Here is a 24896-nt window from a genome sequence, read left to right as displayed (position 1 = left end):
AGCAGAACCCGTCCACCGGCGGAAGGGGAAGTTGCGGAATCCGTCACTGACAGGGCTTGCCCGGTCGCCGGATCACGTTCACAGTACGCGCCAGCGGCGCATCGGAGCGTCGAGCTCACCACCCGGGGAAGGTTCATGAGCGAGTTCTTTATCGGCCAGATCATGATGGCCGGTTTCAATTTCGCGCCCAAGTTCTGGGCGCTGGCCAACGGCCAGCTGCTGCCGATCAACCAGAACCAGGCATTGTTCTCGCTGCTGGGCACCCAGTACGGCGGCAACGGCACCACCAACTTCGCGCTGCCCGACCTGCGCAGCCGCACGCCGATCGGTTACGCATCCTCGGTGGACCCCAACTGGCAGCCGCCGTCGGTCCAGATCGGCCAATCCGCCGGTGTGGAGAATGTCACCCTGCTGAGCACCAACCTGCCCAGCCATGCGCACACGGTCAACGGCACCACCACTGCCGGCAACAACCGCTCGCCGGCTGGCCGATTGTTCGGCGCCAGCTCGAGCACCGGCACGCCCCCCAATCTGTATGCGGCGCCCGGTACGCTCGTGCCGGAGAATCCGCAGACCGTGGCACCGTCTGGCGGCAACCAGCCGCATCCCAACCTGCAGCCCTACAGCGTCATCAATTTCTGCATTGCGCTGAGCGGCATTTTCCCCTCGCGCAACTGAGCCGGGCGCGATGCGTCCTTTGGCATTGGAGCTTTCATGAGTACTCCCTACATCGGCGAGATCCGCATGTTCGGCTTCGGCACACGCGGTGCGCCGAACGGCTGGCAGGCCTGCGATGGCAGCCTGCTGCCCATCTCGCAGTACGACGCTCTGTTCGCCTTGGTGGGAACCATCTACGGCGGCGACGGACAGACCACCTTCGCCGTGCCCGACCTGCGGGGCCGCGTGCCGATCCACCAGGGGCAGGGCCCGGGCCTGAGCAACTACGTCATCGGCCAGCGCGCCGGCACGGAAACGGTCACCGTGCTGCCGACGCAGATGCCCGCGCATACGCATACGCTGGCGGTCACCTCGGCGGCGGCGACTGCGGCGTCCCCCGGGAACAGTGTGATGCCGGGTGCGCTGAGCGGCGAAACGTTCTATACATCCGACATCACGGGCGCCACGGCCGTTGCGATGTCCGCCCAGTCGGTGTCGCTGGCCGGCGGAAGCCAGCCGCACGAGAACTGCATGCCGACCTTGACGGTGCAGTACTGCATCGCCACCCAGGGCATCTTCCCCAGTCAGGGGTAGAGCATCCGTTTCTCCTTCTTCAGCGCGCATGCGCGCACGCGCCACGTTCTTCCTGGAGCTGCACCATGACCCAGCCTTACATCGGCGAGATCCAGCTGTTCGGTTTCAACTTCAACCCCCGCGGCTGGGCATTCTGCAATGGGGCCACGCTGCCCATTTCGCAGAACACCGCGCTCTTCTCGCTGATCGGCACGTTGTACGGCGGCAACGGGCAGACGACCTTCCAGCTGCCCAATTTCGCGGCACGCGCGGGGTGCCAGCAGGGCAACGGGCCAGGCCTGTCGCCGCGCAGCCTGGCGGAGAGTTTCGGTGTGAACACCGTGACGCTGACCAGCAACCAGATTCCCCAGCACTCGCACGGGCTCAACGCCTACCTGCAGAGTGATACCGGCAAGCGCGCGGGCACGCCCGTCGCCAACGGCGGTCTCTCGCAGCCCGGCAATACCGCCAACAAGCCGTTCTTCGCCGGCACGCCGAATACCACGTTCGCGCCCGGCATGCTGCAGCCGTCCGCCGGTGGCGGGCAGCCGCATCAGAACCAGCAGCCGTATCTCGGCATCAATTTCTGCATCGCCCTGGAGGGCATCTACCCCTCCTTCCCCTGAGTCCGCCATGAGTCCAGGCTTTCCGCCGGAACCTGCAGCGCCTATGCGGGTGTCCGACGTGCTGACGCCGGCGGGCGCCCGCCTGCGCTGGCTCACCGCGCGGGACATGCCCTGGCTGCGCGAGCTCTATGCCAGCACACGCGCAGACGAAATGGCGCCAGTGCCATGGACGCCGGCGCAGAAGCGCCACTTCCTCGACCAGCAGTTCGATGCCCAGCACCGGCACTACCAACAGGCCTATGGCAGCGCGGACTTCCTGGCCGTATGCGATCCCGACGGCCGGCCGCTGGGCCGTCTCTACCTGCAGCGCAGCGCGCCCGCCCATCTGATCATCGACGTCAGCCTGTTTCCCGCCGCGCGCGGTCATGGCCTGGGAACGGCGTTGATCGCCGACGTACAGCGCCAAGCGGCGGCGCAGGGTTGCGGCGTCATGCTGCATGTGCTCCAACACAATCCTCGCGCCCGCCGACTCTATGATCGCCTCGGCTTCGTGGTTGGCGAGCAGGGCGCCTCGCCCTATCTGCGGATGGACTGGACGCCCTCGGCCGTCAGTTGAAGACGGCCTGGTAAAGGAAGCCGGTTTTGTCCTGGGCAACGGGCACCAGGAAGATGTCCACGCCGCCCACGCGCGGATGGTGCATCCGGTATGTCTGCTGGGGAAACAGCAGGGCCGAACCATTGTGGAACACCAGCGAGAACGGCGCGCGCTGCCCGTCTGTAGCTTTGGCCGGCAACGGGAGCGCTTCCACGAGCACGAAAGCGAGTTGCATGCCCTGCAGGTCCGCCGAGAAGGTCTCGTTGAGGCAGCCGGCGAAGTGGTCTAGCGACAGCAGGTCCATGGCGTCAGGGTCTGGGGAGCGGCTGGGCATCCTCGACGCAACCCGATCCCGAGGCAACCCCGTGTTGGCGAATCATGCACGCACCATAATGGCGCGAGTCGCCTTCATGTCGCCCCATACTGGGGCTTGATCGTCCTGCGACGACCTGCACGCGCCTTTCACATCAGTGACTTAGCCCTTTCGGAAGGTTGGCACGGCGATTGCTCTAGTCAGGCACAACCCTTTATCCAACCCGAGGTTCCGAAGATGTCCCTGGACAACGTTGAGAAGTTGATCAAGGAGCACAAGGTCGAGTTCGTCGACCTGCGCTTCGTCGACATGCGTGGTGTCGAGCAGCACGTCACCTTCCCGGTCAGCATCGTGGACGCGTCGCTGTTCGAAGACGGCAAGATGTTCGACGGTTCCTCGATCTCGGGCTGGAAGGGCATCAACGAGTCGGACATGGTGCTCCTGCCCGATCCCAGCACCGCCTACCTGGATCCGTTCTACGCCGACCCGACCCTGGTGCTGGTCTGCGACATCCTCGACCCGGCCACCATGCAGGGCTATACGCGCGATCCGCGCGGCATCGCCAAGCGCGCCGAGGCCCACCTGAAGGCCAGCGGCGTCGCCGACCTGGCGTTCTTCGGTCCGGAGCCCGAGTTCTTCATCTTCGACTCGGTGCAGTTCGCCAACGACATGGGCAACACCTTCTTCAAGATCAACTCGGAAGAAGGCGCCTGGAACAGCGGCAAGAGCTACGACGGCGCCAACAGCGGCTACCGTCCGGGCATCAAGGGCGGCTACTTCCCGGTCCCGCCGACCGACTCGCTGCACGACCTGCGCGCCGAGATGTGCAAGACGCTGGAACAGGTCGGCATCGAAGTCGAAGTACACCACCACGAAGTCGCCACCGCCGGCCAGTGCGAGATCGGCGCCAAGTTCAACACGCTGGTGCAGAAGGCCGACGAACTGCAGCGCATGAAGTACGTGGTGCGCAACGTCGCCCACCGCAACGGCAAGACCGTCACCTTCATGCCGAAGCCGATCGTCGGCGACAACGGCAGCGGCATGCACGTGCACCAGTCGCTGGCCAAGGGCGGCCAGAACCTGTTCTCCGGCGACGGCTACGGCGGGCTGTCGCAGCTGGCGCTGTGGTACATCGGCGGCATCTTCAAGCACGCCAAGGCGATCAATGCGTTCGCCAACTCGGGCACCAACAGCTACAAGCGCCTGGTGCCGGGCTTCGAAGCGCCGGTGATGCTGGCCTATTCGGCGCGCAACCGTTCCGCCTCGTGCCGCATTCCGTGGGTCGCCAATCCGAAGGCGCGCCGCATCGAGATCCGCTTCCCCGATCCGCTGCAGTCCGGCTACCTGACCTTCACCGCGCTGATGATGGCCGGCCTGGACGGCATCAAGAACCAGATCGACCCGGGCGCGCCGAGCGACAAGGACCTGTACGACCTGCCGCCGGAAGAAGAGAAGAACATCCCGCAGGTCTGTTCCAGCCTCGACCAGGCGCTGGACGCGCTGGACAAGGACCGCGACTTCCTCAAGGCCGGCGGCGTGATGTCGGACGACTTCATCGATGCCTACATCGCGCTGAAGATGCAGGAAGTGACCAAGTTCCGCGCGGCCACGCACCCGCTGGAATACCAGCTGTACTACGCCAGCTGATGCGATCGGAGCGCAGCCATCACAAGGCTTGCGAAGCCTTCCGGCACGGCCCGCCGAAGCACGGCGGGCGTTCGGGCAGGACGCGCGGCAGTGCCGCGCAAGCGTCCGGCCCTCACCTACGCCAGCTGATGCCGTCGCACGCGCACATCGCGATGCATGCGGAGGGCCGCACGCCGGTCCTCCGCGGCGCAGCGGGCGCGCACTGAGTTACCGCGGCGATGGCGACGGATCTCCCCTCCCACCCGTCGCCATCGCCGCACCTTATTGGACGCATCGCCTTGCGCTGCGTCCGACCGGTTGGGGAACCGGGGCACCACCCGTCTTCGATTCCTGGAGATCGCACCAACGCTGTAACTGGGGAAACACAGGAGAGGTCCATGAACCGCAGCTCCCTCCCACGTCATCCGTTCCTGCCGCAGACGATCGCGGCAGGCACGGGTGCGGTTCATGCATCGCTCCGCACCGATCACGTGCACGCGGCCAGGGGGTTGCGCGCACCGGTGACCTGAAACCGCCGGCCGGCTCCGGTCGGCCGGTTCCATCCACCATCGGGGTATGCGCATGAAACTGATCACCGCCATCATCCGGCCGTTCAAGCTCGACGAGGTCCGAGAGTCCTTGTCGCAAGCGGGCGTGTCCGGCATCACCGTGACCGAAGTCAAAGGCTTCGGCCGGCAGAAGGGCCACACCGAGCTGTACCGCGGCGCCGAGTACGTCGTCGATTTCCTGCCCAAGATCAAGATCGAGACCGTCGTGACCGACGAGCGCCTGGAGGCCGTCATCGAGGCCATCCAGCAGGCCGCCGGCACCGGCAAGATCGGCGACGGCAAGATCTTCGTCACCACCATCGACCAGGTCATCCGCATCCGCACCGGCGAAGTCGGCGCGGACGCGCTCTAACACTCGGAGCCCCCACATGAAGACTCGACTGTTGTCCGGGTGGAAGACCCGTGCGCACGTGCTTTGCCTGGCCGCGCTGTGCGGCCTGATGACCGTGGGCGTGGCGGCGACCGCCATCGCGCAGGACACCACGCCGCCCGCGACCGAAACGACCGCCGAACCCGCGCCTGCGGCGGACGTGGTTACCGAAACCGTCACCGAGACCGACACCCCGGCGCCCGAGGCTGCTCCGGCTGAAGCCGCCGCCGCCGAACCGGTGGTGGAGAAGGGCGACGTGGCGTGGATGCTGACGTCCACGCTGCTGGTGCTGCTGATGGTGGTGCCGGGCCTGGCGCTGTTCTACGGCGGCATGGTGCGTGCGAAGAACGTGCTGTCCGTGCTGGTCCAGGTGATCACCGTGTTCTCGCTGCTGGTGGTGCTGTGGATCGTCTACGGCTACAGCCTGGCGTTCTCGGGCGAAGGCGCGTGGATCGGCAATCTGGACAAGCTGTTCCTGAAGGGGGTCTCCGTCGACACGCTGGCGGCCACGTTCAGCGACGGCATCAGCCTGCCGGAGTACGTGTTCGTGGCGTTCCAGTCGACGTTCGCCGGCATCACCGGTGCGCTGATCGTCGGTGCGTTCGCCGAGCGCATGAAGTTCGCGGCGGTCATCCTGTTCTCGGTGATCTGGTTCACCATCGGCTACCTACCGATCGCGCACATCGTGTGGGCCACCGGTGGTTACCTGTTCGAGCTGGGCGCGCTGGATTTCGCCGGCGGCACTGTGGTGCACATCAACGCAGGCGTGGCCGGCCTGATCGGCGCGTACTTCGTCGGCAAGCGCCTGGGCTACGGCCAGACCGCACTGAAGCCGCACAACGTGACGCTGACCTATGTGGGCGCCTCGCTGCTGTGGGTGGGCTGGTTCGGCTTCAACGCCGGCTCCAACCTGGAAGCCAACGCGGGCGCCGCGCTCGCCTTCATCAACACGCTGGTCGCCACCGCCGCCGCCGTGATCGCCTGGGCGCTGGCCGAGAAGATCTTCAAGGGCAAGTCGTCCGCGCTGGGCGTGGCGTCGGGTGCGGTCGCCGGCCTGGTCGGCATCACCCCGGCCGCCGGCCTGGTGGGTCCGTTCGGCGCCGTCGCCATCGGCTTCATCGCGGCCATCGCCTGCGTGTGGGGCGTCACCGGCCTGAAGCGCCTGCTGAAGGTCGACGACACCGCCGACGTGTTCGGCGTGCATGCGGTCGGCGGCATCGTCGGTGCCCTCCTGACCGGCGTCTTCTACGCGCCGTCGCTGGGCGGCCAGGGTGGCGAGGACTTCGACATGGCCGCGCAGGTCATCAAGCAGGCGACCGGCGTGGGCCTGACCATCGTCTGGATCGGCGTGGTGTCGGTGGTCGGCTTCCTGATCGCCAAGCTCGTGTTTGGCCTGCGCGTGGCCGAGGATGCTGAACGCGAGGGCCTGGACATCGCCTCGCACGGTGAATCGGCCTACGAGGCCTGATGGATTGCCGGGGACGGCTTTGCACTAAACTGGTGCAGTGTCGTCTCCGGCCCCGTCCCCTATGCGTTTCGAACCCACCACCGACGCGCTGAGCACGCCGGTGGCCTGGGCGGATGCCGCCGGCCTGATCCGCGGCGTGAACCCCGCCTTCGCCCGCTGGCTGGGCGTCAGTACCCGCCGCCTGATCGGGCAACCGCTGGCGGCCTTGGAGATCGAAGGCGACGCCATGGCGCGCTTCCTGGACAACACCGACCGCGACGTCCTGCGCCTGCACCGGCTGGCGCTGGGCATGCCCGGCGAGTCGCCCTGCTTCGCCGAAGGCTGGCTGTCGCGGCTGGACGGCGGCGGCTGGCTGCTGGAAGCCCATCCCGTCGACGAGTTCCCCGCGCTCGATCCCACCCACGTGCTGCCCAATGCCCTGAGTGCGGCCCTGAAGGGGCTGGCGCACGAGCTGCGCAATCCGCTGGCGGGACTGAAGGGCGCCGCCCAGTTGCTGGCCCGCCGGGCCGCGCACCGCAACGACAACGACGACGAGCGCGAACTGATCGAGCTGATCGAGTCCGAGATCAACCGCCTCAACACCCTGCTGGAGCAACTGCTGTCGCCGTCGCCGCAGCGGCCGCATGCGCCGTTGAACATCCATACCGTGCTGGAGCGCGTGCTGCGCCTGGCCGAGAACGAGGGTGGCTGGTCGGTGCGCCTGCAGCGCGATTACGACCCCAGCCTGCCGGAGCTGTCCGGCGACGCCGACCGCCTGACCCAGGCGGTCTGGAACCTGGTGCGCAACGCCCTGCAGGCGGGCGCCGCCAACATCATCCTGCGCACCCGGGTCGAACACGGGGCGCGCATCCACGACCACCTGCACGCGATGGCGCTGCGGGTGGAGATCGTCGACGACGGCCGCGGCGTGCCCGAAGCGCTCGCCGAGCACCTGTTCCTGCCGCTGGTCAGTGGCCGCGCCGAAGGCAGCGGCCTGGGCCTGGCGCTGTCGCAACAGGTGGCACGCGAACACCGGGGGTCGCTGACCTATCGCTCGCGCCCCGGCCACACGGTCTTCACCCTGCTGCTGCCGCAATCGCTGCACGACACCGACGAGGAACGTCATGTCCATTGATCGCCTGGCCACCGCCATCTCCTCCGATGCGCGCCGCATCTGGGTGGTCGACGACGACCGTTCGGTGCGCTTCGTGCTGGCGACCGCGCTGCGCGACGCCGGCTACGCGGTGGACGGCTTCGACAGCGCCGCCGCCGCCCTGAGTGCGCTCGGTGCGCGCGGTGCGCCCGACCTGTTGTTCACCGACGTGCGCATGCCTGGCGACGACGGCCTGGTGCTGCTGGACAAGTTGAAGGCCACGCATCCGCAGCTGCCGGTCATCGTGATGTCGGCCTACACCGACGTCGCCAGCACCGCAGGTGCCTTCCGCGGCGGCGCGCACGAATTCCTGTCCAAGCCCTTCGATCTCGACGACGCGGTAGCGCTGGCTGCGCGCACGCTGCCCGACGCCGAAGAGACGGCGGAGGTGACGCAGGAGAGCGACGCCACGCCCACCCCGCAACTGATCGGCGACACGCCGGCGATGCGCGCGCTGTTCCGCGCGATCGGCCGGCTGGCGCAGGCGCCGCTGTCGGTGCTGATCACCGGCGAAACCGGCACCGGCAAGGAACTGGTCGCGCATGCGCTGCACCACGAGTCGCCGCGCGCGCGCAAACCGTTCGTGGCGCTGAATACCGCGGCGATCCCCTCGGAACTGCTGGAGAGCGAGCTGTTCGGCCACGAGGCCGGCGCATTTACCGGGGCGCAGAAGCGGCATGTCGGCCGCTTCGAGCAGGCCGATGGCGGCACGCTGTTCCTCGACGAGATCGGCGACATGCCGCTGCCGTTGCAGACGCGCCTGCTGCGCGTGCTGGCGGAGGGCGAGTTCTTCCGCGTCGGCGGGCGCGAGCTGATCCGCGTCGACGTGCGCGTGATCGCCGCCACCCACCAGGACCTGGACGGGCTGGTCGCGGAAGGCCGCTTCCGTGCCGACCTGCTGCACCGCCTCAACGTGGTCCGGCTGCAGCTGCCGCCGCTGCGCGAACGGCGCGCCGACGTGCCGCAGCTGGCCGAGAACTTCCTCGCCATGGCCACGCGCAAGCTGGACATCGCGCCCAAACGTTTCAGCAATCCGGCGCTGGACCTGCTGCAGGCCCACGACTGGCCCGGCAACGTGCGCGAGCTGGAAAACGTGTGCTGGCGGCTGGCTGCCCTGGCGCCGGCCGACGTCATCAACACCACCGACCTGCAGGGTGCGCTATCGCATGCGCCGATCGCCGGCGGGCGCGGCGAATGGGACCACGCCCTCGGCGAATGGGCGCGCCGTCGCCTGCTGGAAGGCGCGGAGGCGCTGCACGCCGAAGCACGCGAACGCCTGGACCGCACGCTGCTCGAGGTGGCACTGGAACTGACCCATGGCCGCCGTGCCGAAGCCGCGGCGAAGCTCGGCGTGGGACGCAACACGGTGACGCGCAAGCTGGGGCCGGGCCGCAAGCGCGGCTGATCGCCTACCGGCGCTTTCATTGAACATGAAGGTATCGATCGTTACGGTAGCCGGCCACACCCTGCAACCGGAGCTTCCCATGCGTATCGCCTTGCTGGCCGCCGCTTCCGCCCTCGCGCTCGCCGCCTGCGGCACCACGCCGTCTCCGTCGTCGCCTTCCTCGTCAGCGACGACCGTCGTGCCCACCACCAGCACCGCCAGGCAGGCGGTTGCCGTGCTGGCCTCGGCCTCCGGCAGCCTGGTCAGCGGCAGCGTCACCCTCACGCCGATGGGCAAGGGTCTGCATCTGACCGGTGAACTCGGCGGCCTGCCCGCCAACGGCACGCATGCCTTCCACATCCATGAGAAGGGCGACTGCAGCGCCGCCGACGCCAGCAGCGCCGGTCCGCACTTCAATCCGTTCAACGCCGCGCACGGCAAGGCCGGCAGCGGCGCGCACCACGCCGGCGACATGAACAACCTCACCGCCAATGCGGATGGCGTGGCGAAGGTCGATGTGCACCTGGAAGGCGTCACCCTGGGCGGCGGTGCCGTTAACGACGTGGCCGGTCGCGCGCTGATCGTGCACGCCGCGCCGGACGATTACGCCAGCCAGCCGGCCGGCAACGCCGGTGCGCGTGTCGCCTGCGGCATCATCAAGGTCACCCAGTAACACGACCGATACGTAGCGTGCGCTATGCGCACGACCGCACGATGGGTCATTCCCGTGGTCGTGCGCGCGGCGCACGCTACGACTGCAGTGCTTCCCGTGCGTCCGTGTTGCCCGGGCAGTGCGCGAACGTCACCGGGATGCCATGCGCTTCCAGCACGGCGGCGATCTGTTGCTGGCGTGCCTGGAAATGCTGGTAGGCGCGCTCCAGGCGCTCGTCGGTGGCCTCCTGAGAGGCGTAGCGCGCGCGCCAGGCCGCCGGTTCGAACAGGGCGATGTGCACGTCGCCACCCGCATAGCGCAGCAGCGGCTCCGGCACGGCATCCAGCCAATACTCTTCCGTGGGCGCCATCAGCGCGGTCTCGATCACCGGCCACAGCAGACCCAGGCCGCCATGCTCGTACTGCATCGCCGTCATCGCGGCCAGGTCGTGCAGCGTCATGTAGCGCGCGTGTTCGACCTGCGCACCGAAGGCGTTCTGCGCGAGCAGCGCGGTATCGGCCTGGGCCATGCCGGTTTCCAGCAGGACGCTCTCCAGCCGTTCGCCCACGGCATCGACCGTATGGTCGTCGCCGCTGAGCAGGAACGGCAGCACGCGCAGCAGGCCACCGCGCAGGCCGTCGTCCGCCTGCAGCGGCATCGGGATGTCACCGGCTTCATCAGCACCGAAGGCGATCAGGCGCGCGCCTTCACCGCGTCCCGGCGCGCGCTGGTGCAGCTCGCGCAGACGCTGGTGCAGCGACCAGCCGGGCCGCAGTGCTTCGGCGGGATCGAAATGCGCCGCGGCGAAGACGAGATCCAGGTCACGCACCTGCGGCGCATGCACGGCGAGGTCGCGGCCCAGCTTCTCCGCCAGCTCGCTGGCGTCGGCGGCACTGAGCGCCGCGCGCTGTGGCGCGTGGCCGGCGGCCAGCTCCAGGGCCATTACGCCCATGACGACAGGGCTGGTTGTGGATCGAGTCATGTCAGCGGTTGGAGGCGGTGGAGGGTCGCATTACACTCCCCCATTATGCCTGCCGTACGCAGGCGCATCTTCACCAATCCATCCTTCACATCGCACCGAGGTCCCCATGCCCGCTTCCCGCCCCGTCGCCATCCTCGGCGGCGTCCGCATTCCGTTCTGCCGCCAGAACACGGCCTACGCGGATGTGGGGAACCTGGGCATGTCGGTGCGCACGCTGGGCGCGCTGGTCGAGCGCTTCGGCCTGCACGGCCAGCAGCTGGGCGAAGTGGCGATGGGCGCGGTGATCAAGCATTCGTCCGACTGGAACCTGGGCCGCGAAGCCGCGCTGTCGTCGGGCCTGTCGCCGCTGACGCCGGGCATCACCCTGCAGCGCGCCTGCGGCACCAGCCTCGACACCATCATCCACATCGGCAACAAGATCGCGCTGGGCCAGATCGAGTCCGGCATCGGCGGCGGTTCCGACACGACGTCCGAAGTGCCGATCGTGTACGGCAAGAAGCTGCGCGCGCGCCTGCTGGCCGCCAACCGCGCCAAGACCGCGCAGGACAAGCTGAAGGCGCTGGTCAGCGGCTTCAAGTTCAGCGAGCTGAAGCCCGAGTTCCCCGGCGTGGCCGAGCCGCGCACCGGCAAGAGCATGGGCGAGCACTGCGAGGACATGGCGAAGGAGTGGAGCATCTCGCGCGATTCGCAGGACGAACTCGCGGTGGCCTCGCACAAGAAGCTGGCCGCCGCCTATGAGCGCGGCTTCTTCGACGACCTGATCGCCCCGTTCCGCGGCCTGGAGCGCGACAACATCCTGCGTGCCGATACCTCGCTGGAGAAGCTGGCCACGCTGAAGCCGGCGTTCGACAAGACGTCGGGCCGCGGCACCCTGACCGCGGCCAACTCCACGCCGCTGACCGATGGCGCGGCCGCCGTGCTGCTCGCCAGCGACGAGTGGGCTGCGGCGCATGGCCATGAGCCGCTGGCGTATCTGAAGGATGCGCAGGTGTCCGCGGTCGATTTCGTCCACGGCGAAGGCCTGCTGATGGCGCCGACCGTCGCCGTGCCGGAGATGCTCAAGCGTCACGGGCTGACGCTGCAGGACTTCGACATCTACGAGATCCACGAAGCCTTCGCCGCGCAGGTGCTGTGCACGCTGCGTGCGTGGGAAAGCGAAGACTACTGCCGCAACCGCCTGGGCCTGGACGCACCGCTCGGCAGGATCGACCCGGCGAAGATGAATCCCAACGGCTCCTCGCTGGCGACCGGCCATCCGTTCGCCGCCACCGGTGCGCGCATCGTCGCCACCGTGGCGAAGGAACTGAAGCAGCGCGGCGGCGGCCGCGCGCTGGTGTCCATCTGCACGGCTGGCGGCATGGGTGTGGTCGCCATCATCGAGCGGTAGACGGCAATGGAAGCTGATCTCAATGACGTCATTTGCACGTACTTGGGAGCCGGGCCGAGCGGCGGATACAACCCCATCGGCTCTGGCGAGACACGCCTGATTGCAACCTACGGCCCTCGTGGAGAGGCACTGGCAACTACCATCGAAAAGTATCTCTCTTCACGTGATCACCCCCCAGCGGCGTGGATAAGCAGCGATCTAGCCGCCGAGCAAGCACACTACGAGGCAAGACTGCGCGCTACTTTTCCAGAGCTGAGTGTTCGCGCGGCCAACGCATAGGCGTGCCGCTGGTCGTTTTCGTGGAGATAGCCTCGCGTCAACGCTCGCGTTGGTCCTGCACCTGCGCACTCCCCACGCCATGCCGGTGGCCCTCGCTCACCGCGGTCACCGTGCCATCCGCATTGAACACCAGCGCGTTCGCGGCGCCGATCTCTTCGGGTTGATCCGACCAGCGTTGCCCGAGATGCGCCAAGGCCTTCGCTTGCGTGCTGCCGGCGAAGCCGGGTTCGATATCGGTGACCGCGCCATTGCGCTGCGACAGCCGTGGCGCATCGATGGCCTGGTCCATCGGCATGCCGAGGTCGACGTGGTTGACGATGGTCTGCAGCACCGTCGTGATGATCGTCGAGCCGCCCGGGCTGCCGATCGAGAACGCGGGCTTGCCGTTCTTCAATGCGATCGTCGGTGTCATGCTGCTGCGCGGACGCTTTCCGGCCTCTGGAACGTTCGGATGCGGTGCCGTGAAGTCGAAGTCGGTCAGTTCGTTGTTGAGCAGGAAACCGTAGCCCGGCACGACCATGCCGCTGCCGCCCCAGTCTTCGATGGTGAAGGTGTACGCGACGACGTTGCCGTCCCTGTCGGAGACGGTGAGATGCGTGGTATGCGCACTCTCCGGTTGCAGCAGGCGCGTTGTCGGCCGCAGCGGCTGGCTGGGGTCCTGCTGGAACGGATAGGGGGCGCCAGCCGATACGGCGCCTGATGCAGCGCGGGCCGCATCGATCAGCGAACGGCGGTGCGCGGCGTAGTCCTTGCTCAGCAGACCGGCGACCGGTGCGTCGACGAACTCCGGATCGGCCAGGTAGGCGTCACGGTCGGCGAACGCGAGGCGGCTCGCTTCCAGATAGAGATGCTCGACCTGCGCGCGCGACATCGACGCCAGGTCGTAGCCCTCCAGGATGTTCAGCGCTTCGAACACCGTCACGCCGCCGCTGCTCGGCAACGGCATGCCGTACAGGTCGTAACCGCGGTAGGTGGAATGCACCGGCAGGCGCAGGCGTGCTTCGTAGTTGGCGAGGTCCGCCAGCGTCATGCGGCTGCCGCGCACCGACACACCGGGCGCGGTCGGTGGCTGGTTGACCGTGTCGATGATGGCGCGCGCGAGCGGCCCTTTGTAGAACGCATCCGCTCCGTCGCGTGACAGCAGGCGATACGTGCGTGCGAGATCGGGATTGCGCAGCCGGGTGCCGGCGGGGATCGCCTTGCCGTCCCGCAGGTACAGCGATGCCGTTGCCGGGAAGCGGGTGAACTTGCGTTCGTTCCGTTCCACCAGGTGCGAGAAGTTGGCGTCGACCGTAAAACCTTCGTCCGCGACCTTGATCGCCGGCGCCAGCACCTGTCCCAGCGACATCGTGCCGTAGCGCCGCAGCGCTTCGTCCCAGCCGCGCACCGTGCCGGGCACGCCGATGGAAAGCCCGCTGGCGACGGCCGTGTCGAAATCCATCTCCTTGCCGTCTTCGATGAAGAGGGTCGGTGTGGTGGCGGCCGGCGCGGTCTCGCGATGGTCGATCGTGATCACACGCTGGTCCTTCGCCAGGTACACGACCATGAAACCGCCACCGCCGATGCCGCAGCTGAAGGGATCGGTCACGCCGAGCGTGGCCGCCGCCGCGACCGCGGCATCGATCGCGTTGCCGCCCCGGTCCAGGACCGTGATCGCCGAGTGCGTGGCCTGCTCGCTGATCGTGGCGGAGGCGCCTCCGCGACCCGTGGCGACCGGCGTCTTGGCGTGGGCGGTCGTGGCCAGCAGGAAGGCGAGAAGGGCGGCGCGCAGGAGTCGGGTCATCGCGGATCACCGAGGGGGCAGGCGGGCCGATTGTCACACGCTCCCCGCGGCGCCACCCGTTCCCGTCGGGCCCGTCATCGGATAGCGTTGCGCTTCGGGATGGACGCCGGGAGCAGGGGAATGGGGATCAGGCAATGGGTGTTGCCGGCGGTGCTGGCCGTCGCCGTCGCGAGTCCGGCACAGGCGTGCATCAACGCGGTGGGGACCGATCATCACGGGCGGCAGTTCGATGCCCACGATGAGGTCGGCGAGCAACTGGAAGCAAGACTGACCTCGGGCGCCACCAGGACGCACTATCTGCGCGACGCACGCCGCATCACCGCCGAGGCCCGGACGACACCGGATCTGCGCAACCTGACCGAGCTGGCCATCCTGCTGATGTACCAGGGGCAGAACACGCAGGCCGTGCAGCTGCTGCTGTCCCTTGAGCGTCGCTGGCCCGGTCGCCACGAGACCGCCGCCAATCTGGGCACGGCCTTGGAGTTGTCCGGCCACGACGGCCCCGCGCTGGCCTGGATACGCCTGGGCATCCAGCGCAATGCCGCGGAGCACTTCGGTACCGAATGGCTGCATGCGAGGATCCTCGAGAGCAAGCTTGCGGCGGCGAACGGCATCCTGCCGGCCCAGCATTCGATCGCGGGCCTGCAGTTCGGCGACGCAACGGTCCCGCCACTGCCGGCCTCCTTGCCCGCAGGCAACGACGGCCGGCCCGTCGACGCCTATGCCCTCAACCACGCCTTCGCCTACCAGTTGGGCGAACGCATGCAGTTCGTCGCGCCAACGGATCCCGTGGTGGCCAACCTGCTGTCCGACTGGGCGGCGTTGAACATGGCGGGCGGGCCCATGGAGAACGTCGTGGTGCTGTATGCGCTGGCGACGCGCTACGGCGCCGAGGAAACCGCCACCATTGCCCGGCGTCGTGCAGAGGCTCGCCGCGTACTGGCGTCCGCCAGCCGGACGGACCGCTACGGCGGGCGGTGCGTGATCTGTGTGCCCGGAACCGCAACGAAGGCCCCATAACGCCCGTCCTTCGACCCCACTGGACTTCACCACGCGTTGGAGTCCAGCACCGTTTCACGTCGCGTCTCTCCCACCTCCCGGAGCTTCCATGCGCATGCCAAGGATCCATCGCGTTGTCCCCCTTCTGATCGTCTCGGTGCTGGCGGTGTCGTGCAGCAAGCACGAAATGGCCCCGGCCGATTCCGACGTCGCCGCGGCCTCGGCGCCCGCGATGGAAGAAATGGCGGCCGATGCCGCCGCGGCGGCAGCCCCGCAGAAGAGCCTTGAAGCGCCGGTGCCGCAGGGGCCCGGCGTCGCCGCGTCGCTGCTGGCCTCCGACGTGCTGGTGCAGACCGATCCGCAGCGACGTTTCATCCGCACCGCCGCAGCGGACTTCCAGGTCAAGGATGTCTACCGCAGCGCACTGGCGATCGAGGACGAGGTGGTGAAGCAGGGCGGCTTTGTCGTCGACAACGACATCCAGGCACAGGAGCAGCGCGTGCAGAGCCGGCCGATCGGCAACGGCAAGCGGTTGGAGCTGGCCGAGTACCGGCTGCAGGGCGAGCTGACCGTTCGCGTGCCGAGCGAGCGCACGCAGGTGTTCCTGCGCGCCATCGCGTCGCAGATGGAGTTCCTGGACCGCCGCAACTTCAGCGCGCGCGACGCGCAATTCGAATTGCTGCGGCAGCAGCTGGCGCGGGAGCGCGCGCAGGACCAGCAGCAGGAACTCGGCGACGCGGTGCAGGCCGGCGGCAAGCTCGGCGACAAGGCCGATGCCATCCAGGCGCGCGGCGAAGCCCGCAGCAGCCGCGACGAGGCGCTGATCGCGCAGAAGGAATTCGAAGACCGCGTGGCCTTCAGCACCATCACGCTGTCGCTGCACCAGGACGTGCAGGTGCGCAGCCGCGAGCGCGTCGACGTGGATGCGGTGTTCCGCGACAACGGCCCGGGCTTCTTCAGCCAGCTGGGCGAATCGTTGGCGGCGGGCTGGCGCGTCTGCCTGCACGCGGTCGTCGCATTGGCCACGCTGTGGCCGTTGTGGCTCCTCCTGCTGGCGGGCGCGATCGGCTGGCGGCGCTGGCCCAGGAAACCGGCCGCCGGCTGACATCAGTCCTTGAGGCGCGGCACGCCGTGCGCGTCGCGTTCCTCGACGACGGCGGCATCGTGGATCTCCTGCCGGATGTCGCGGACCGGCAGCTTCACCGGCACGTCGCCGCGTGCCGCCTTCACCGCATTGGCGTGGCAGTGCTGTGCCGATGCGGTATCACCAGCCTCGTTGAAGCCGGTCGCCAGTTCTTCCCACGCCTCTGCGCCCGCCCCCTGTGCGACGGCCCGGTGCAGGAATTCCTGCGCCGCCGTCCACTGGCCTTGCTGGCGCGCAAGCCGTCCCAGCGTCACCAGCAGGGCGGGGCTGGCCGGATGCGCATGTAGCCAGTGCTGCGCGCTGGAACGGCGCGAGTCGAGCTTGCCGACCGGCAGGCGGCCGTACAGCGTCACCAGGCTTTCGTCCCATCGTGCTTCCAGTGCTTGTTCGATGCTGCGCGTCGCCGCGTCTTCCCAGCGCAACGCCGCGGCGCGCTCGGCGTAGGCCGCCACGACCGGCGGCTGTAGGCGCAGCGGTTTGGTCAGCGCCTCCCAGCGTTCGGCGAGCACGTTCGGATCGGCCGCTTCGCGCAAGGACTGCGTGGCAAGGCGGATCTCGAGCGCATCGAAGTCGGCGGGCGCCAACGCCTGCTGCTGCTTCATTGCGCCCAGCAACCCATAGGCTTCGCCCGCGCGGGCGCTGCCGGCGAGGGCGTCGGCGCGCAGCGACAGGCCGCGCGGTGGCAGCGGCTGTACGTCGGCCGCATCGAGCACTGCCAGCGCGTCATGCGGGCGACCGGCATCGAGCGCGATCTGCGCCGCAGTGATCGCATGCGCCTGCGCGGAGCGTTCGCGCAGGGCGGACAGATGGCGTTGCACGGCCGCCTCGTCGCCACGCGCCTGGGCCGCGCGTACCGCTGCGGTCCGCGCGATGGCGCCCACTTCGTCATCCTCCGATGCGCGCTCCAGCTGCTTTTCGGCCTTCTGCCAGTGCCCGGCATGCAGCGCGTCCAGGCCGTCGATGAGTCGCGCCCGCGCCTGCTTGCGGCGATGACGGCCCCAGGCTCGGAACGGCAGCGTCATCAGGCGCCACAGCAGCCAGGCCGCCGCACCGATCAGCAGCAGTGCGAGCAGGGCGCGTGGCACGTTGGTGTGCAGGTCGTAACCGGCGAAGCGGACGAAGACCTCGCCCAGGTCGCGGTCGGTGCCGGCCATCCACTGCGCCGCCAGCACGCCGGCCAGCAACAGCAGCAGCAATATCACCACGGTTCGTAACGGTTTCATGGCGTGACCTCCGGCGTCTCTACGGGCGTCGTCGGTACCTGCAACCGCAGTCCCGCGTTGCGCAGCGCGCGCAGTTGCTGCAGCGTGCTGCCCAGTTCGGTGGGACGGGCCGGTGCCGACGTCGATCGCAATGTGCGCAATCGCGCATGAACCTGCCGTCGTTCGGGTGAATCCGGCCACAACCGCGGCAGCCACACATCAAGACGTGCAAGGGCGGCGCGATAGGCCGCGTCGTCGTCGCGCTCCAGCGCGGCGCGGGCCAGGCTGATGTCTACCTGCAGCGCTGCATCGGCGGTGGCGCGTTCATCCGGCGTGATCAGGGTGGTGTCGCGCGTCGGGCGGACGTCGACCAGCGGCGCGAGCCAGCGCTGCCACGGCGGCCGCGTGGGCGCATCCGCGCTCGCGGAGACGCCGCGGGGCAGGCCGGACAACGCGGCCGCGAACGTATCCAGCTGCTTCAGGGCCTGCGCTTGCGGACCTTCGCCCAGCGCATCCAGCGCGCTGCGTTCCTGCGCGAGCGCCTGCTTCAGGTTGAGCAGGCGGTGGTCGTCGATGCCATCGAGCGTCCCGGCGGCCAGCGCGTAGGCGCGACGCGCGCCCGCGAGGTCGTGGGCGATGTCCAGGCGCTGCGCCGCCTGCGAGAGCAGCAGTTCCACCTCGTCCAGCCGCAGCGCCTGTGCACCATGGCGCGCGGGATCGGTGAGCTTGGCCACGCTTTCTTCGAGCAGCGCGCCGCGTTGGCCGAGGCCGAGGACTTCATCGCGCAGCACGCGGTTGGTGGCCGCGGCGTCGAGCAGGCGCTGCGCTTGCTTGCGTTGTTCGCCGCGCAACGTGTCCATCCGCGACTCCAGGGCTTCCAGGCGCTGTTCCGCCGCCGACAGCGCGGTCTGTTCCTGTGCAATGCGCGCCTGCCACCATGTCCAGCCGCGCCAGACGCCGAGGCCGACGACGAGCACCACCACCGCCAGCACGACAAGCCGCCCGTTGCCGCCGGCACGGGATGGAGAGGGTGGATCGTCGTTCACTTGCATCCTGGACTACCGGCAGAACGTGATGGATGCCACAGATGCTACCGGATGCCGGCGGGCCTTACCGTGCACGCGGCTTTCATCAGTTGCGCGGGTCGCGGGCCTTCGGCCACGACGACGCGCGGGAAACCGGCGAGGCGTGCGGCGTCGGCCAGGCGTTCGCTGGCCGCCACGACGACCGCTGTCTTCAGGTGCGCCGCGAGCGATGGGGTTAGCTGCGCGAGAACCTGCTCCAGTGCGCCCCCGCTGCTCAACAGCAGGACGGCGGGCGCCTTGCGCTGCGCAAGTGCGTCCAGCGAGCGGGCCGTCAGTGCGATGGATTCGCGCCGGTAGACCTCCGCCCGACGCACGCGCGCACCGCGAGCCTCCAGGGTGGGGGCCAGCAGGTTGCGGCCGTCCGGTGCGGTGATAAAGCCGATGTCGGTACCGCGCACATCGGCCAGTTCGTCCAGTGCCAGCAGGCCTTCGCTGTCCATGCGGGTCGGGAACGCGACGCGGGCGATGCCGGCACGCTGCAGCGCACGCGCGGTGCCTTCCCCCACCGCGAGCCACGCTTGGCCGGCATGCGCCCGCAGCGGCTGCAGCGACTGTGCGGAGGCGACGGCGGCGGGGCTGGTGAATACGACGACAGGACTCGCCAGTGCCGCACCCAATGCGTCTCGGGTGGCATCGTCGTCGTGGGTCCGGATGCGCCAGGGCGAGAGCGCCAGCAAGGCGGCACCGTGCCGCGAGGCGGCGCGCCTGAGCGCGTCGTGGCCACCCTGGGGCCGCAGCGAGATGACGTACCATGCCGGCGGCGTTGGATGTCCCATGCGCGGATTATGAGCGATGAGTCCGGAAGAAGCCCTGCAGGAACTGCGTGACTATTGCCGCGGCATGCCGCCGGTGGCGGCGATGGGCGTGGAGGTGGCGGGTTTCCACGACGGGGCCCTGCGACTGACCGCGCCGCTGTCGGCCAATGTCAACGACAAGGGCAACGCGTTCGGCGGCAGCCTGACCTCGCTGATGACGGTGGCGGGCTGGGGCCTGGTGACGCTGAAGCTGCGGCTGGCCGGGCTGAAGGCCGACGTCTATGTGGCCGACAGCCAGATCCGCTATCTCGCCCCCCTGTATGGCGACCTCGTCGCCGATGCGTCCTTCACGGAAGGCCAGTCGCTGGAAACCTTCGTCGATACGCTGGTGCAGCGTGGCCGGGCGCGCATCCAGGTGGAGGCCTGCGTGCGCTTGCCTGAAGGCGGCATGGCCACCACGCTGAGCGGGCGTTTCGTCGCCATCACGAAGCGGTAGCATGCGTTCATGACCGGGGAGATGCCATGCGTGTGATCGGAAAGCTGTTGCTGGTGGTGGGCCTCCTGCTGGTGCTTTTGCCTGCGGCTGCGCAGAGCCGGCTGCAGCGCGGCAAGCTGCAGCAGGTGCAGGAGGCCTATGCGGCGGCGATCCGCTGGGGCGACTTCGAGAACGCCTGGCAGGCGGTCGACCCCGCCTACAAGGCCGAGCACCCGATGACCGAGCTGGAATTCGAGCGCTACCAGCAGGTGCAGATTTCCGGCTACCGCGACCTGATGACCAGCGGCGGGCCGGACGGCACCGTCGAGCGCGCCGTCGAGCTGCGCGTCATCAACAAGCACACCATGGCCGAGCGGACGATGCGCTACCGCGAGCGCTGGCGCTGGGACCCGGACGCCAAGCGCTGGTGGCTGGTCGTCGGCCTGCCGGACCTCTGGAACGGGGAGTAGGCGTCCGGCGCCCGGACGGCGTCCTGTGCGACAATCGCCGCCCGCTCGAAGATCGCCAACCCCGTGAATTTCGAAGAAATCCTGGCTTTCGCCACCCGTTCTCCCTACAACCAGATGCTGTCGCTGGCCCTCGTCGGCCTGACGGTGGCCATCGTTTACACCGAGATCTCCCGCCTGTTCCGCGGCTACAAGACGCTGCGCCCGGCAGAGCTGACCCAGCTGGTGAACAGCGAAAACGCCCTCGTGGTGGACCTGTCGGCGAGCAACGACTTCGAGAAGGGCCACATCGCGGGCAGCCGCAACGTGCTGCCCAGCAACTTCGACCCCGAGAACAAACTGCTGGCCGGGGCCAAGTCCCAGCCGGTGGTGCTGGTCTGCCGCACCGGGCAGGCCTCCGGCGGCGCTGCCAAGCGCCTGAAGAAGGCCGGTTTCGAGAAGGTCTACGCGCTGGAGGGCGGCATCGCCGCCTGGCAGCAGGCCGACCTGCCGCTGATCAAGGGCCGCTGATTCCCCGGTGGCCGCGGACCCGCCCTTGAACCGGGGCCCGCGTGCCGCCATGAGATAATTTCCATTCACCGCTGCAATCCAGATTCCGGAGTCAAAGAAATGTCCGACGAGACCACCAACGGCGCGGTCGCGCCTGCCGCCGAAGCCGCTGGCCCCGCTTTCACTGTCGAGAAGATCTACGTCAAGGACGTTTCTTTCGAAGCCCCGGGCGCCCCGGCCGTGTTCGCCGAGAACGTGCAGCCGGAGCTGCAGCTCAACCTCAACCAGCGCGTGCAGCGCCTGGGCGAGAACGCCTTCGAAGTCGTGCTGGGCGTGACCCTGACCTGCAAGGCCGGCGACAAGACCGCCTACGTGGCGGAAGTGCAGCAGGCCGGCATCTTCGGCCTGATCGGGCTGGAAGCGCAGGCCGTCGACGTGCTGCTCGGCACGCAGTGCCCGAACATCCTGTTCCCGTACGTGCGCCAGCTGGTCAGCGACCTGGTGCAGGCCGGCGGCTTCCCGCCGTTCTTCCTGCAGCCGATCAACTTCGAGGCGCTGTACGCCGAATCGCTGCGCCAGCGCGCCGCCCAGGGCGGTGACGCCGGCCTGGCCAACTCGGAACCGGTCGGCAACGCCTGATCGCCGGTGCACGGTCCCGTCAGGGCGGCGACGCCGCACACAGGGGTGACGGATGTCTGACCTGAAATCCGCCGACGTGCTGAAGATCGCGGTGCTCGGTGCCGGGTCCTGGGGCACCGCCCTGGCCGCGCTGATGGCGCGGCACGGGCACCAGGTGACGTTGTGGGGTCGCGACCCGGTGGTCGCGGCCGCCATCGACGGCCAGCACGAGAACACCCGCTACCTGCCCGGCATTCCGTTGCCGGATACCCTGCGCGCCACCAACGACCTGGCCGCATCGCTCGCCGATGCCGACCAGGTGCTGGTGGTCGTACCGTCGCACGCCTTCACCGAAACCCTCCGCACGCTGGCGCCTCTGCGTCCGGCCAAGGCGGGCGTGGCGTGGGCGACGAAAGGGTTCGAAACCGGCTCCGGCCGCTTCCTGCACGAGGTCGCCGAAGAAGTCCTCGGCCCCGACGTGCCAATCGCCGTCGTCACCGGCCCCTCGTTCGCCAAGGAGGTCGCGCTTGGCCTGCCCACGGCGGTCACCGTACATGGCGCCGACGCGGCGTTCGCGCAATCGGTCGCCGACGTGATGCATGGTCCGGCCTTCCGCGCCTACACCGGCGACGACATGGTCGGTGCCGAGCTCGGCGGCGCGATGAAGAACGTGCTGGCCGTGGCGACCGGCGTGTCGGACGGCATGCAGCTGGGACTCAACGCCCGTGCCGGCCTGATCACACGCGGACTCAACGAGATGCTGCGCCTGTCCGCCGCCATCGGCGCCAAGCCGGAGACCCTGATGGGGTTGGCTGGCCTTGGCGACCTGGTGCTGACCTGTACCGGCGACTTGTCGCGCAATCGCCGTCTTGGCCTGGCCCTCGGCCGCGGGCAATCGCTGCAGGATGCGGTGCGCGAGATCGGTCAGGTGGTCGAGTCGGTGCAGACCGCCGACGAGGTCATGCGCCAGGCGGATCGCCACGGCATCGACCTGCCGATCTCCAGCGCCGTGCGTGCCGTGCTGCACGGTGACCTGACCCCGCGCGACGGCCTGCAGCAGCTGCTCTCGCGCGAACAGAAGCCGGAGTATCCGGAGACGCTGTTCAAGTAAGCAGCGCCAGCAAGCAATGAGAAGAGCCCGGCCATGCCGGGCTTTTTCTTTTTCGCCTATTGGGCACGCAAAGAAAAGCCCGGCCGTGGAGGCCGGGCTTTGGGGTGCGACGCGGGGAGAGAGGGGGACGCGTCGCGGGGAACGCTGTAACGGATTACCAGCTGAAGCGCGGACCCACGAACCACTGGGTGTCGCCGTCCACGAACTTGACGTCGGCCGCTGCGCTCCAGTTCGGGTTGAACTTCACCTGCGCGCCCAAGCGGCCGTAGAACTCGCCGTCGTAGTCGCTGCCGCCGTCTTCGTAACCCGCCAGCGCGTAGCCATTGAGGCGGTTGCTGATGAGCGCGCTGTTCACGCCGACTTCGACGCTGTAACCGTCAGCGCTGAAGCTCGGAACGCGCACGCTGCCGGCGTTGAAACTGTCGGTCTTCGCCTTTTCATAGGCGACGCGGGTCAGCAGGTCGACGCGCTGCGACAGCTCGTGGTTGTAGCCAAGGCCGACGCGCCATTGGTCGAAATCGACATTGATGTTGTCGATTTCCTGCGTGCTGTAGTCGGCGAAGACATGGAAGTTCGGGTGCAGCGCGACCGAACCTTTCAGCGCCCAGCCATCGGCATCGGGGCCATCGATGTTCGTCGCGGTGTAACCGCCTTCCACATAGTTGTAGGAAACGCCTTCAGCGGCAGAAGCGGCGAAAGGGGTGGCAGCCAGCAGGGTCAGGGCAAGCAAGGACTTCTTCATGGGACGTCTTTCTCTCTTGTTGTTGTTTGTCCGTCGCTGTCGAGAGCGGCGGTGGGCGAAGTATCCGCTTCAGCTCACAACAACTCCTGAATATAAAACTGACCAGTACATAAATTAGGTGGCCGTGACGGGAACTTAGTCACTTGTGAGTGGGCGCAAGGGCAAAGTGTGTGCATATGTACAAACTATGCTGGCTGAGAACCATCTGGACGCATTAGACGGTAGCGGCCCGTTCAATCAGCGCTTGGGGTGTGGGCCCTTTGTCTAGGGACAGTGGTTGGCGGCTCAGCCCAGCTACCATGATCAACGCGGCAATATCAGCCAGTTGCCTACACGGGTTTCCGAAAGCAAGCAGCTCTCTCATTAGTCCCTAATCCACCACCCACTCTCCCTACTCCCCGCAAGAGATCACGCGCGGGCCTCAGGAGTGGTGGAACTCTCGGAAGTGATGGGGGCGAGTCGCCACTTTGCTGCGCGGATTCGGCGCAGCGACCGGCTGATCCGCCCGCACCTTCACGTTGCCCGCTAGAGCATCGCGAAGTCGGCTCGTCGCAGCTTCAGCGTACGCGCGTTCAAGCTCAGCGCCGATGAAGCGCCGTCCTTCCAGCAGCGCGGCCACACCGCTGCTTGCGACGCCAGCATAAGGGTCGAGGACGATGTCGTCAGGGTTGGTTAAAGCAGCCACGAATCGGCGCACCAAGGCAACAGGGAACTGGCAGGGGTGAACCAACTTCTCCACATGATTCGCTTTCACGTTGGGAATATCCCAGACGTCCGCGGGATTCTTGCCGAGTGGGTTTCCGCTGGGCTGCCCCTTAGATGGACCACGATTTGCAGTCTTGCCGGGATACTTCTGTGGCACGCGAACTGCATCTAAGTTGAACGTGTACTTGTCACCCTTGGTGAACCAAAGCGCCGTCTCATGCCGACCACTGAAACGCTTCTCGCAGTGGTGGCCGTGGCCAAAAGTCCACACGATCCGATTTCGCAGGACCGGGGGCGCTGGGAGCGCCCGCATGGCATCGAACACTAGGTAGTCCAACGGAATCAAGCTGTTGCGATCCACGTGATATCCGACCTGCCAGCAGATGCTTCCCCCGGCGCGAACCACTCGCATGATTTCGGGCAGGACCTCCGCGTGAGCACGCTTGAAATCGGCGACGTCATTCCCCTCCTCGTACTCCTTACCCATGCAGTACGGGGGGGATGTAACGACAAGACCTACGGAACCGTCCGGGAGCGACCGGAGCAAGTCCATGCAGTCGCCATGCAGCAAAGCTGCCGTTCCCCGCCCATCGGCCACATGTGACCAAGCCGAGGGTGCGCGTCGATACAGCATGTCCATCTCCTGAGGATCCGCCGAAATTATAGATCCACGCCGTGGCCCCGCAACCCCCATCTATCGCCGGGCTCCCTGGCTGGGAAATCCGTTTACCTAGCAGGCGCGCAGTTCTTAGCGCTTCCATAGAGATA

26 protein-coding genes are annotated in these 24896 nt (G+C 67.8%); 18 read left to right on the top strand and 8 right to left on the bottom strand.

What is annotated here, in order from left to right; translation table 11 throughout:
* Window positions 1–135 precede the first annotated feature (135 nt).
* The 4 genes from AC04MD_RS14285 (at window position 136) to AC04MD_RS14270 (ending at window position 2412) form a co-directional block, all read left to right on the top strand.
* The gene (locus tag AC04MD_RS14285) at window positions 136–678 is read left to right on the top strand and encodes a phage tail protein (RefSeq protein WP_475497937.1); all 543 of its coding nucleotides are present in this window, start codon (window positions 136–138) and stop codon (window positions 676–678) included.
* Between the two features lie 36 nt (window positions 679–714).
* On the top strand, window positions 715–1251 hold the full coding sequence (locus AC04MD_RS14280) for a phage tail protein (RefSeq protein ID WP_475497936.1): 537 nt from the start codon (window positions 715–717) through the stop codon (window positions 1249–1251).
* A 65-nt stretch (window positions 1252–1316) separates the two neighbouring features.
* Window positions 1317–1856, top strand: a complete 540-nt coding sequence (locus AC04MD_RS14275) for a phage tail protein (RefSeq protein ID WP_475497935.1) — start codon at window positions 1317–1319, stop codon at window positions 1854–1856.
* A gap of 43 nt (window positions 1857–1899) precedes the next feature.
* Window positions 1900–2412 (top strand): N-acetyltransferase family protein, encoded by a 513-nt coding sequence (locus AC04MD_RS14270; protein WP_475497934.1) that lies wholly within the window; start codon window positions 1900–1902, stop codon window positions 2410–2412.
* Here the strand turns inward: AC04MD_RS14270 and AC04MD_RS14265 are convergent.
* Window positions 2405–2695, bottom strand: a complete 291-nt coding sequence (locus AC04MD_RS14265) for a DUF6916 family protein (protein ID WP_475497933.1) — start codon at window positions 2693–2695, stop codon at window positions 2405–2407. The genes AC04MD_RS14270 and AC04MD_RS14265 overlap by 8 nt on opposite strands.
* Window positions 2696–2941: 246 nt before the next feature.
* Between AC04MD_RS14265 and glnA the strand changes: the two genes are divergently transcribed.
* The 6 genes from glnA to AC04MD_RS14235 all read left to right on the top strand — a co-directional run bounded on the left by glnA (window position 2942) and on the right by AC04MD_RS14235 (window position 9926).
* A complete protein-coding gene (gene glnA / locus AC04MD_RS14260) occupies window positions 2942–4351 on the top strand; it encodes a type I glutamate--ammonia ligase (protein ID WP_475497932.1) in 1410 nt (469 codons plus the stop codon).
* Window positions 4352–4912: 561 nt separating this feature from the next.
* The gene (locus tag AC04MD_RS14255) at window positions 4913–5251 is read left to right on the top strand and encodes a P-II family nitrogen regulator (RefSeq protein ID WP_055941078.1); all 339 of its coding nucleotides are present in this window, start codon (window positions 4913–4915) and stop codon (window positions 5249–5251) included.
* Between the two features lie 88 nt (window positions 5252–5339).
* Window positions 5340–6737, top strand: coding sequence for an ammonium transporter (locus AC04MD_RS14250; RefSeq protein WP_475498173.1), 1398 nt, complete (start codon window positions 5340–5342; stop codon window positions 6735–6737).
* A gap of 61 nt (window positions 6738–6798) precedes the next feature.
* A complete protein-coding gene (locus AC04MD_RS14245) occupies window positions 6799–7851 on the top strand; it encodes a two-component system sensor histidine kinase NtrB (RefSeq protein ID WP_475497931.1) in 1053 nt (350 codons plus the stop codon).
* Complete coding sequence (gene ntrC / locus AC04MD_RS14240) at window positions 7841–9274, top strand: nitrogen regulation protein NR(I) (RefSeq protein WP_475497930.1); 1434 nt, start codon at window positions 7841–7843, stop codon at window positions 9272–9274. Before AC04MD_RS14245 ends, ntrC begins: the two co-directional genes overlap by 11 nt.
* 79 nt (window positions 9275–9353) lie before the next feature.
* Entirely contained in the window at window positions 9354–9926 is a 573-nt protein-coding gene (locus AC04MD_RS14235) for a superoxide dismutase family protein (RefSeq protein WP_475497929.1), read from the top strand.
* Between the two features lie 76 nt (window positions 9927–10002).
* Here AC04MD_RS14235 and AC04MD_RS14230 read toward each other — a convergent pair whose 3' ends face one another.
* Window positions 10003–10887: a hypothetical protein gene (locus AC04MD_RS14230; RefSeq protein ID WP_475497928.1), complete on the bottom strand. Its 885-nt coding sequence runs from the start codon at window positions 10885–10887 to the stop codon at window positions 10003–10005.
* A 106-nt stretch (window positions 10888–10993) separates the two neighbouring features.
* Between AC04MD_RS14230 and AC04MD_RS14225 the strand changes: the two genes are divergently transcribed.
* Window positions 10994–12274: an acetyl-CoA C-acetyltransferase gene (locus AC04MD_RS14225; RefSeq protein ID WP_475497927.1), complete on the top strand. Its 1281-nt coding sequence runs from the start codon at window positions 10994–10996 to the stop codon at window positions 12272–12274.
* A gap of 316 nt (window positions 12275–12590) precedes the next feature.
* On the opposite strand, the gene ggt is transcribed toward AC04MD_RS14225, so the two are convergent.
* The gene (gene ggt / locus AC04MD_RS14220) at window positions 12591–14336 is read right to left on the bottom strand and encodes a gamma-glutamyltransferase (RefSeq protein WP_475497926.1); all 1746 of its coding nucleotides are present in this window, start codon (window positions 14334–14336) and stop codon (window positions 12591–12593) included.
* A 120-nt stretch (window positions 14337–14456) separates the two neighbouring features.
* On the opposite strand from ggt, the gene AC04MD_RS14215 reads away from it, so the two are divergent.
* Both AC04MD_RS14215 and AC04MD_RS14210 read left to right on the top strand, forming a co-directional pair.
* Window positions 14457–15356 carry a hypothetical protein gene (locus AC04MD_RS14215; RefSeq protein ID WP_475497925.1) on the top strand — a complete coding sequence of 300 codons (900 nt, stop codon included), beginning with the start codon at window positions 14457–14459 and terminating at the stop codon, window positions 15354–15356.
* Window positions 15357–15444: 88 nt separating this feature from the next.
* Window positions 15445–16440: a DUF4349 domain-containing protein gene (locus AC04MD_RS14210; protein ID WP_475497924.1), complete on the top strand. Its 996-nt coding sequence runs from the start codon at window positions 15445–15447 to the stop codon at window positions 16438–16440.
* 2 nt (window positions 16441–16442) lie between these two features.
* On the opposite strand, the gene AC04MD_RS14205 is transcribed toward AC04MD_RS14210, so the two are convergent.
* The 3 genes from AC04MD_RS14205 to AC04MD_RS14195 are packed head-to-tail and all read right to left on the bottom strand — an operon-like array spanning window position 16443 to window position 19542.
* Complete coding sequence (locus AC04MD_RS14205) at window positions 16443–17702, bottom strand: heme biosynthesis HemY N-terminal domain-containing protein (protein ID WP_475497923.1); 1260 nt, start codon at window positions 17700–17702, stop codon at window positions 16443–16445.
* Window positions 17699–18727 (bottom strand): uroporphyrinogen-III C-methyltransferase, encoded by a 1029-nt coding sequence (locus AC04MD_RS14200; RefSeq protein ID WP_475497922.1) that lies wholly within the window; start codon window positions 18725–18727, stop codon window positions 17699–17701. The genes AC04MD_RS14205 and AC04MD_RS14200 overlap by 4 nt, the downstream gene beginning before the upstream one ends.
* Window positions 18728–18771: 44 nt before the next feature.
* Window positions 18772–19542, bottom strand: coding sequence for a uroporphyrinogen-III synthase (locus AC04MD_RS14195; RefSeq protein WP_475497921.1), 771 nt, complete (start codon window positions 19540–19542; stop codon window positions 18772–18774).
* A gap of 16 nt (window positions 19543–19558) precedes the next feature.
* Between AC04MD_RS14195 and AC04MD_RS14190 the strand changes: the two genes are divergently transcribed.
* From AC04MD_RS14190 to AC04MD_RS14170, 5 genes are all read left to right on the top strand, one after another.
* The gene (locus AC04MD_RS14190) at window positions 19559–20017 is read left to right on the top strand and encodes a YiiD C-terminal domain-containing protein (RefSeq protein ID WP_475497920.1); all 459 of its coding nucleotides are present in this window, start codon (window positions 19559–19561) and stop codon (window positions 20015–20017) included.
* A gap of 26 nt (window positions 20018–20043) precedes the next feature.
* Window positions 20044–20466, top strand: a complete 423-nt coding sequence (locus tag AC04MD_RS14185) for a hypothetical protein (protein ID WP_475497919.1) — start codon at window positions 20044–20046, stop codon at window positions 20464–20466.
* 63 nt (window positions 20467–20529) lie between these two features.
* A complete protein-coding gene (locus AC04MD_RS14180) occupies window positions 20530–20973 on the top strand; it encodes a rhodanese-like domain-containing protein (protein ID WP_475497918.1) in 444 nt (147 codons plus the stop codon).
* A gap of 99 nt (window positions 20974–21072) precedes the next feature.
* A complete protein-coding gene (gene secB / locus AC04MD_RS14175) occupies window positions 21073–21591 on the top strand; it encodes a protein-export chaperone SecB (protein ID WP_475497917.1) in 519 nt (172 codons plus the stop codon).
* A 52-nt stretch (window positions 21592–21643) separates the two neighbouring features.
* On the top strand, window positions 21644–22681 hold the full coding sequence (locus AC04MD_RS14170; protein WP_475497916.1) for an NAD(P)H-dependent glycerol-3-phosphate dehydrogenase: 1038 nt from the start codon (window positions 21644–21646) through the stop codon (window positions 22679–22681).
* A 154-nt stretch (window positions 22682–22835) separates the two neighbouring features.
* On the opposite strand, the gene AC04MD_RS14165 is transcribed toward AC04MD_RS14170, so the two are convergent.
* Window positions 22836–23423 (bottom strand): OmpO family porin, encoded by a 588-nt coding sequence (locus AC04MD_RS14165; RefSeq protein ID WP_475497915.1) that lies wholly within the window; start codon window positions 23421–23423, stop codon window positions 22836–22838.
* 421 nt (window positions 23424–23844) lie between these two features.
* Window positions 23845–24762, bottom strand: coding sequence for a DNA-methyltransferase (locus tag AC04MD_RS14160; RefSeq protein WP_475497914.1), 918 nt, complete (start codon window positions 24760–24762; stop codon window positions 23845–23847).
* Window positions 24763–24896: the final 134 nt, after the last annotated feature.

This window comes from Pseudoxanthomonas sp. LjRoot206, assembly GCF_056175725.1.
This window is presented reverse-complemented; position numbering and strand designations above follow the sequence as displayed.

Excerpts from the sequence above, each read along its gene's own strand:
- AC04MD_RS14210 (WP_475497924.1), top strand. The coding sequence starts at position 15,445 with ATGCGCATGCCAAGGATCCATCGCGTTGTCCCCCTTCTGATCGTCTCG.
- secB (WP_475497917.1), top strand. The coding sequence starts at position 21,073 with ATGTCCGACGAGACCACCAACGGCGCGGTCGCGCCTGCCGCCGAAGCC.
- AC04MD_RS14250 (WP_475498173.1), top strand. The coding sequence starts at position 5,340 with ATGACCGTGGGCGTGGCGGCGACCGCCATCGCGCAGGACACCACGCCG.
- AC04MD_RS14270 (WP_475497934.1), top strand. The coding sequence starts at position 1,900 with ATGCGGGTGTCCGACGTGCTGACGCCGGCGGGCGCCCGCCTGCGCTGG.
- AC04MD_RS14235 (WP_475497929.1), top strand. The coding sequence starts at position 9,354 with ATGCGTATCGCCTTGCTGGCCGCCGCTTCCGCCCTCGCGCTCGCCGCC.
- ntrC (WP_475497930.1), top strand. The coding sequence starts at position 7,841 with ATGTCCATTGATCGCCTGGCCACCGCCATCTCCTCCGATGCGCGCCGC.
- AC04MD_RS14225 (WP_475497927.1), top strand. The coding sequence starts at position 10,994 with ATGCCCGCTTCCCGCCCCGTCGCCATCCTCGGCGGCGTCCGCATTCCG.
- AC04MD_RS14165 (WP_475497915.1), bottom strand. The coding sequence starts at position 23,423 with ATGAAGAAGTCCTTGCTTGCCCTGACCCTGCTGGCTGCCACCCCTTTC.
- AC04MD_RS14160 (WP_475497914.1), bottom strand. The coding sequence starts at position 24,762 with ATGCTGTATCGACGCGCACCCTCGGCTTGGTCACATGTGGCCGATGGG.
- AC04MD_RS14205 (WP_475497923.1), bottom strand. The coding sequence starts at position 17,702 with ATGAAACCGTTACGAACCGTGGTGATATTGCTGCTGCTGTTGCTGGCC.
- AC04MD_RS14185 (WP_475497919.1), top strand. The coding sequence starts at position 20,044 with ATGCGTGTGATCGGAAAGCTGTTGCTGGTGGTGGGCCTCCTGCTGGTG.
- AC04MD_RS14215 (WP_475497925.1), top strand. The coding sequence starts at position 14,457 with ATGGGGATCAGGCAATGGGTGTTGCCGGCGGTGCTGGCCGTCGCCGTC.
- ggt (WP_475497926.1), bottom strand. The coding sequence starts at position 14,336 with ATGACCCGACTCCTGCGCGCCGCCCTTCTCGCCTTCCTGCTGGCCACG.
- AC04MD_RS14280 (WP_475497936.1), top strand. The coding sequence starts at position 715 with ATGAGTACTCCCTACATCGGCGAGATCCGCATGTTCGGCTTCGGCACA.
- glnA (WP_475497932.1), top strand. The coding sequence starts at position 2,942 with ATGTCCCTGGACAACGTTGAGAAGTTGATCAAGGAGCACAAGGTCGAG.
- AC04MD_RS14190 (WP_475497920.1), top strand. The coding sequence starts at position 19,559 with ATGAGTCCGGAAGAAGCCCTGCAGGAACTGCGTGACTATTGCCGCGGC.
- AC04MD_RS14255 (WP_055941078.1), top strand. The coding sequence starts at position 4,913 with ATGAAACTGATCACCGCCATCATCCGGCCGTTCAAGCTCGACGAGGTC.
- AC04MD_RS14265 (WP_475497933.1), bottom strand. The coding sequence starts at position 2,695 with ATGGACCTGCTGTCGCTAGACCACTTCGCCGGCTGCCTCAACGAGACC.
- AC04MD_RS14245 (WP_475497931.1), top strand. The coding sequence starts at position 6,799 with ATGCGTTTCGAACCCACCACCGACGCGCTGAGCACGCCGGTGGCCTGG.
- AC04MD_RS14170 (WP_475497916.1), top strand. The coding sequence starts at position 21,644 with ATGTCTGACCTGAAATCCGCCGACGTGCTGAAGATCGCGGTGCTCGGT.
- AC04MD_RS14230 (WP_475497928.1), bottom strand. The coding sequence starts at position 10,887 with ATGACTCGATCCACAACCAGCCCTGTCGTCATGGGCGTAATGGCCCTG.
- AC04MD_RS14275 (WP_475497935.1), top strand. The coding sequence starts at position 1,317 with ATGACCCAGCCTTACATCGGCGAGATCCAGCTGTTCGGTTTCAACTTC.
- AC04MD_RS14195 (WP_475497921.1), bottom strand. The coding sequence starts at position 19,542 with ATGGGACATCCAACGCCGCCGGCATGGTACGTCATCTCGCTGCGGCCC.
- AC04MD_RS14285 (WP_475497937.1), top strand. The coding sequence starts at position 136 with ATGAGCGAGTTCTTTATCGGCCAGATCATGATGGCCGGTTTCAATTTC.